The 6,919-nt window shown below is 74.4% G+C and carries 5 protein-coding genes; 3 read left to right on the top strand and 2 right to left on the bottom strand.

Features of this window, described 5'->3' with window-relative positions:
* Nucleotides 1-838: gluzincin family metallopeptidase (locus AAHZ94_RS25600; protein WP_502964781.1), on the bottom strand; the 838-nt coding region annotated here is incomplete at its 3' end.
* An 818-nt stretch (nt 839-1,656) separates the two neighbouring features.
* A complete protein-coding gene (locus tag AAHZ94_RS25595; RefSeq protein WP_349995570.1) occupies nt 1,657-2,103 on the bottom strand; it encodes a hypothetical protein in 447 nt (148 codons plus the stop codon).
* A 730-nt stretch (nt 2,104-2,833) separates the two neighbouring features.
* Between AAHZ94_RS25595 and AAHZ94_RS25590 the strand changes: the two genes are divergently transcribed.
* The 3 genes from AAHZ94_RS25590 (at nt 2,834) to AAHZ94_RS25580 (ending at nt 6,702) form a co-directional block, all read left to right on the top strand.
* On the top strand, nt 2,834-4,390 hold the full coding sequence (locus AAHZ94_RS25590; RefSeq protein WP_349995568.1) for an AMP-binding protein: 1,557 nt from the start codon (nt 2,834-2,836) through the stop codon (nt 4,388-4,390).
* 408 nt (nt 4,391-4,798) lie between these two features.
* Nucleotides 4,799-5,071, top strand: a complete 273-nt coding sequence (locus AAHZ94_RS25585; RefSeq protein WP_349995566.1) for a phosphopantetheine-binding protein — start codon at nt 4,799-4,801, stop codon at nt 5,069-5,071.
* Nucleotides 5,071-6,702, top strand: coding sequence for a class I adenylate-forming enzyme family protein (locus AAHZ94_RS25580; protein WP_349995564.1), 1,632 nt, complete (start codon nt 5,071-5,073; stop codon nt 6,700-6,702). The genes AAHZ94_RS25585 and AAHZ94_RS25580 overlap by 1 nt, the downstream gene beginning before the upstream one ends.
* The last annotated feature ends 217 nt before the right edge of the window (nt 6,703-6,919 follow it).

Below are 6,919 nucleotides of genomic sequence, written 5' to 3'. Positions count from 1 at the left end.
CCCCGGGGGCGCCGCCGGGGGTGTGGCGGTCGAGGGGGCCGTTGGCGCGGGTCGCCTGATAGCGGGCCAGCGGTTGGGGGTTGTGCCCGACGATGGGGGGGCGGGCGGCCGCGCGGGGGCGCCCGGCCGGGGCCGGGCGCCCGGTCTGACCTGCGCGGTCTGCGTGATTCGCGCGATCTGCGGGGCGTGCGCGGCCCGGCTGGTTGCGGCGTTCGCGGAGTTCGCCGCTGGCCACCGCCGTGTACCCGGCCGGGACGGTGACGGCGATGTCGTAGCTCGCCTTGTCGCTGGGGTGGTGGTTGCCGGGGAACCAGGTGGTGGAGCCGGAGGGTTCGCCGAGGGCGACGGCGCCGTCGGTGGTCTCGATCCACCCCTCCTCGCTGTGGTCGGCGCCGACCAGGGTGCGCGGCGTGCCCGCGTACGTGACGGTGGCCGTGAAGGGCCGTCCGGCGGGCAGTGGTCGGCGCGGGGTGAGGGTGAGTTCGGAGCCCGCGCGCCGGACGCGGGCGGGCGCGCCGGCGACCGTGGCCCGGGACACCCGCAACCCCGTCAGGTCCAGGTTGAAGGAGGACAGGTCGGCGGTGGCGCGGGCGGTCAGGGTCGCGGTGCCGCGCAGGGTGTTGGTCTGCGGGGCGTAGTCGAGCGCGAGGTCGTAGTGCGTGACGTCGTAGCCGCCGTTGCCAAGGCCGGGGAAGAGCCGGTCGCCGAGGCCGGCCGCGCCGGGCCGGGGCGTCCCGGAACCCCGGCCCTCACCAGAACCTGACGCACCGTCGCATCCGGTGCAGATCAGCAACAACAGGGCGCAGCACAAGGCGCGTAGGGGATGGCGGGGCGGCAACGGGGGCTCCTCGGGTCGGCACCGGTCCGTACGGGGAGACGGGCGGGGCACGGGCGGGGTACGGGGGGCGAACCGGTGAATGGCGACATCGACCACGATGGCGCAGGCGCGTCCCGTGAAGCGCCGATTGCCGCAATGTGGCGGCGTGTGTCACGGCGTTTTAACCGAACGCGCGACAACCGCGTTCGGCCGCCCGAGTGGCATTGCCTAGGCAGTAATCTGCCATACGCGTAGCGGTGCTCCCCGCCGTAGCGTGGGGCTGCGCTCGGGGGAGCACCAGAGGGTCCACACCGCCCTCTCTGTCGCGCGGCATTGACCTGACTTCTGGTGTCCCTCCGTGTTTCCTTCCGGGGGCGTACGCGACCACGCCGACGCCCGCGATACGCAGTCCATGCGATCCGTGAACGAACTGAGGGGGAATACGACGTGCCGGGCCAGGAACGGGGGTTACCCCATGGGCACTGCGCTGACCACGGCCAACTGTCCTCCGCGAGCCAGGTGTCGGGCCTTGCGAACGGTGTGCCGGCACGACGGGCACACCGCGGGGGCCATGCCGCGACTTCGTCGCAGGCGCCGTCGAAAGACTTCTTCACCAACGGGCGAGACGGCCGTACCCGTAGCTGTGCCAGGGTCGTCCCATTGCGTTCTGTGATCTCCGTGACAGAGATTTCGGAAGAGGCCGTGCGAAGGTATCCCCGAGTCTCCCGCATTGCCCACGAACTCGTGGGGGCAGGCGACTTGGGCGGCCAGGGCCCGATGGAGTGCCGGGCGCCCGTAGCGAAATCCCGCGCCTCGGCCAATCGCCATCGTCGTTCCGTTCACCGTCTTATGTGTTCTTCCGCAGCCGCCGATTCCCGAGCGGCCGACCGCCCACCACAAGGGCGCCGGGCCGGCGCCCCGGGCGTGTGGGGCGACCGCCTTCCGCCGGGGTGTCCCACCGGGGCGGCCCCCCCCCGGCCCGCGGCGCCCCCCCGCCCCGCCCCCGTGGCCCCCCCCCCCCCCCGGACGGCGCGCCCGCCGCCCCCCCCCCCCCCCCCCCCCCCCCCCCCCCCCCCCCCCCCCCCCCGGGCGCCGGCCGCGCCCCCGGGGGGGGGGGGGCCCCCGCCTCCCGCGGGGGGGCCCCCCGGGGGGGCCGGGCCCACGGCCGGCGGCGCCACGGCGCCCGGACCCGTTCTGACCCACCGCACCCGGTAGGGCGCGCCCGCGACCCATGCGCGGCGCACCCGGCCGAGCGGGGCCACGGCCCGCGCCGCGGCGTCGCACACGGCCCGGACGGCGTCCTGGCCCGCAGCGGGCCGCGCGCCGCGACCGGGAGCAGTGGCCGGGAGCGGCAGCCGGTTCCGTACGCCGTACGGGGTGGCCCGAGCCGAGCCCGTACGCCGCACGGGAGCGGCAGCAGCCGAGCCCGTACGGCAGGTCGGACACTGTCGGCCGCGGGGCGAAGCGACGCCCGTCCGACGCGCGGGCGTACCCAGCAGCCTCACCAGCCCCACCAGCCAGCCCCATCCGCAGGTCCGGCAGACAGCCGGGCCGGCGAACCAGTCCATGAGCCAGCAGATGAGCCAGCAGGTCGAGAGGCAGCGAGCCGGTCGGCCGGCCAGGCACCGTCGTCGGGCGCGCCACCGGGCCCGCCGCGCCTTGCCGCTAGCGAACAGCGCCACCCAGTACCGGCAGCCGACCCTGCCGACCAGCAGCGCGACCCCGCACTGCCGGTCAGCGGCGCGCCCCGGCGTTGCCACCCCGCACCGCGGTGCGGGACCGCAACCCGGCAGCGCAACCCAACGCTGCAACCCCGTACTGCGACCTGACAGCGCAACCCGGCGCTGCCGGCGAACAGCGCAAGCCGGTACCGGCACCCAGCTCCTGACGCCCGGCGCGGCCGGCACCACCGCTGCCCGGCGCCCCGCGCCAGGCAGCACCAGGCACCGCAAGCACCAGCCCGCACCAGGCACGGCCACCGCACCGACGAGACCCAGGAAGGGGGGAGCGGAACCGATGAGCCGCATACGCGCCACACTCGCACTGGCCACCGCGCCCCAGGAGGCGGCACGCAGGCACCCCGGCGTCCCGATCCACCTGGACCAGCCCCTCGACCTGTTCCCGGAGGCCGGGGACGTGTTGGACTTCGCCGACTTCGCCAAGCTGGTGGACCGCACCGCCACGCTGCTGGCCGGCGCCGGCGTGCTGCCGGGCAACCGGGTGCTCATCGCCAAGCGCGCCAACTTCGATGTCATCCTGCTCGCCTTCGCCTGCGCCCGGGCGGGCGCCGTGCCCGTCCTCACGCACGCCGATGCGGGCCCGGCCGCGCTCGGCCTGCACGTACGGCGCGGCGAGCCCGCCGCGATCATCACCGATGCGGAGACCGAGGCCACCGGGGCGTTCGACGGGGTGCCGCACCGGATGCCGGTGCGGCTGTACGTGGGAAAGCCGGGCCGGTTCGGCGGCTGCGTCCAGGACCAGCCGGCGGGCGAACTGCCGTCCCTCCTCGTACCGCCGCGGGACGCACCGCAGTTGGTGACGCACAGCTCGGGCACGACCGGGGTGCCCAAACTGGTCCTGCACTCCGTGGAGAGCTTCGCCGGGCACGTCAGGCCGCAGGTGAACTTCCTGCGCGTGGTGCGGCTCAGGGGCCCGTACCTGACCTGCGTCTCGCCGGTGCACGCACGGGCCGTCTCCGGCATGCTCACGGTGCTGGCGACCGGGCTGCCGCTGGGCTTCATGACCGATCCAGAGCCGGGCAACGCCGAACGGATGCTGGCCCGGGTGCGGCCGGCGATCGTGGAGACGATGCCGAACGCGTTCATCCGCTGGGAGGAGACGGCCGAACAGCGCCCCGAACTCCTCGCGCAGGTACGGATGTTCATCAGCTCGTTCGACGCCGCGCACCCCAGGACCATCCGGACCCTGCTGGCCGCCGGCCACCCCGGCGCCCGCTACCTCCAGGCGTACGGGCAGACCGAGACCGGCCCGATCACCATCAAGCTGCACCGCGTGGGCAAGGGCTGCACCGACGGCCGCTGCGTGGGCCGGCCGGTCATCGGCCACACCAAGGTGCGGGTCAGCGACGAACTGAACTCCCAGCGCCTGGGCAAGGACCAACTCGGCCTGATCTACGGCAAATCCGCCGGCGTGACCCCCTCCTACCTCGGCCAGAGCGACGAGTTGGTGGCCGGCTGGTGGTCGATGGGTGACGTCGGGGTGGTCAGCAGCCGCGGCTGTCTGCACCTGTACGACCGGACCGTTGACCGGGGCAGCGCGCTGGAGAGCCTGCTGCGCGCCGAGGACCAGATCCTGGACGGCATGCGGCAACTCACCGAGGCCGTGCTCATCCCGATGCCGGACGGGTTGCCCGTGCCGCTGGTCTGTACCCGGGGCGACCGGCCGCTGGACCGGGCCGCCTGGGCCCGGGCCACGGTGGGTCTGCCCGACCTCGCACCGCCCGTGCAGTGCCGCTGGGAGGACGTGCCGCACACCGCCACCTGGAAGGTCAAGCGGCTTGAGGTGGCCAGCAAGCTGGCGTCGGGGGAGTTGATCCGTCTCGACGTCAGGTGAGTGGGGCGGGGCGGACCGGGTGTGGTGACCCCCCCCCCGAACCGCACCCTCCGTGCCCGGTTCCCCCCTTGGGCCGCCCGCCCCGCCCCACCACCACGACCGCCGCCCCGTCCCCGTCCCCGTACCCGCCCCACACCCGCCCGCCGCACGCCCGTCAGCCCCACGCCGTCCCCGCCCCGTCAGCCCCGCGGCCCGCGCCACCGCGCGACCCGCCGCACCCGACCCACCCGGCACGACGCACGCCGGGCCGCTCCCCACCCGGCCCGTACGCGCACACCCGCGCAACCCGTGCGTCGCCGCTCCCGATCCGACCGCGACCGGCAGCACGCCGTACCGGCGCCGCCGACCCGGCCGGCGCCACCGCAGACCACCGTCCGCGCAACACATCACGACGACCAAGGGAAGCTCATGAGCGACCACCTGACCCCCGGCCACCGCCTGCTGCTGGAGTTCGTTGACCTGCCGCAGCTCATCGAGGGCGTGCCGGGCGACGCCGACCTGATCAACGCCGGCCTCAACTCGGGTGACCTGATCCGGCTGGCCCTTGACCTGGAGGAGCGGACCGGCACGCCGCTGGACGACGACGAGTTGGGCGCGCTGCACACCCTGGACGGCATCAACCGGGTGCTGGTCGCCCGCGACGCCACCGACATCGCCGCCACCAGTGGGGAGGCCCGCTGATGTGGATGGCCCACTTCGTCAAGCGCAACCGGCTGCTGCGCCCGGACCGCCTCGCACTTGCCGACCCGAACCGCAAGTTGACCTGGCGCGAGTTCGACGACCGCACCGACGCCCTGGCCTGCGCACTCCTGGACCGGGGCATCGAGAAGGGGCAGCGCATCGCGATCAGTGCGCGCAGCCGCGTGGAGGTCCTTGAGTTGTACGTGGCGGGCGGCAAGGCGGGCATCGTGGTCTGCCCGGTCAACCCGTCGTTCCCGGCTCCCGAGGTGGAGCACATCGTCCGCAACGTCGAACCGGTCGCCGTCTTCGCCGAGCAGCAGATCTTCGACCGGCTCGGGGACGCGTTCGGCGACGGCTTCCGGGTGGCGATCGGCTCCGAGGAGTACGAGGAGCTCACCACCACCAAGGTGCGCGAGCTGCCGCTGCCCCGGCAGGACGACGTCTTCGCGATCCTGCACACCTCGGCCACCACCGGGCACGCCAAGGGCGTCGCGGTGACCCACCGCTCCGTCTCCGCCTGCTACACGGCGATGGCGGCCGAGGTCGGCTTCTCGGCCGACGACGTGATGATCAACCCGTGCCCGCTGTTCCACGGCAGTGTGGTCATCGGCCTGGCGCTGTTCGCCGCCGGTGGTGCGCTGGTGCTGGAGACCGAGTTCACGCCGCAGCGCTGGCTGGCCGACGTCGCCGAGTACCGTGCCACCAAGACGTTCCTGGTGCCGTCGATGGCCCGGTTCGTGCTGAAGACGAAGGCGTTCGCGACGGCCGACCTGTCGAGCCTGAAGGACATCATGTTCGGGGGCGCCCCGATGCCGGAGGAGCTGCTGCGGGAGTGCCTGGAGAAGTTCCCGGCGCCGATGCGCTCCATCTACGGCATCACCGAGGGCGGCGGCCCGATCGCCACCCACCTGTTCCGCCGCGGCGAGTGGCCGTTCGACGTGACGGGCACCGTACTGCCCACCGCGGGCCGCATGTTGCCCGGCTACCACATCGAGGTGCAGGACGACTCCGGCAACGTGGTGCCCACCGGTGACGTCGGCGAGATCTGCGTACGCGGCGACGGCATGATGCTGCTGTACTGGCGCAACACGGAGGCCACGGCGAAGGCCGTGCGCAACGGTTGGCTGCGCACCGGCGACGTCGGGTACGCGGACGAGGACGGCTTCCTGTTCCTCGTGGACCGGCGCAACGACGTGCTCATCCGCGGTGGTCAGAACGTCTACCCGGCCGAGATCGAGCGGGTCCTGGCCACCCAGTCCGGCGTGCTCGACGTGGCCGTGGTCGGCGCGCCGAACGCCGAGTGGGGCGAGGTGCCGGTGGCGTTCATCGCCGCCGGCGACGAGCCGCCCACGGTGGCCGACCTGATCGGCGCCTGCGCCCGCGAACTGGCCAGCTACAAGCGGCCCACCGCGGTCCACTTCGTCGACGAGATCCCCCGCAACGGCGCCGGCAAGTTGCTGCGCCGCGTGCTCAGGGACCGCCTTGCGGCGGAGGCCGAGGCGAAGAAGGCGGGCGCGGCTGGCGCCGCAGGCGGTGCGCAGGGCGCTGCTGGTTCTGCGGGTGCCGCGGGCGCGTCTGGCCCTGCCGGTGCCGCCGGTGCCGCCGGTGCCGCTGGTTCGGGGCAGGCGTAGGGCGATGCCGACCGGGCGCGGAGGGTACGGGCCTGCCCGGCCCCTCCGCGCCCGGGGGGGGCCCGGGCCCCCCCCCCGCCCCGGGGGGCCGCGGGGGGGGGGGGGGGGGGCCCGGCGGCGCGGGGGGGGGGGGGGGGGTGGGCCAACAAGGTGAAGAGCGTGCTGCGGGCGGCGGGGCGGCCGGTTAAGCGGGCTATTGACAAGTTGGTGGGGGTGA

Source organism: Streptomyces sp. HSW2009 (assembly GCF_040240285.1).
Lineage (GTDB): Bacteria > Actinomycetota > Actinomycetes > Streptomycetales > Streptomycetaceae > Streptomyces.
This window is presented reverse-complemented; position numbering and strand designations above follow the sequence as displayed.

Excerpts from the sequence above, each read along its gene's own strand:
- AAHZ94_RS25590 (WP_349995568.1), top strand. The coding sequence starts at position 2,834 with ATGAGCCGCATACGCGCCACACTCGCACTGGCCACCGCGCCCCAGGAG.
- AAHZ94_RS25585 (WP_349995566.1), top strand. The coding sequence starts at position 4,799 with ATGAGCGACCACCTGACCCCCGGCCACCGCCTGCTGCTGGAGTTCGTT.
- AAHZ94_RS25580 (WP_349995564.1), top strand. The coding sequence starts at position 5,071 with ATGTGGATGGCCCACTTCGTCAAGCGCAACCGGCTGCTGCGCCCGGAC.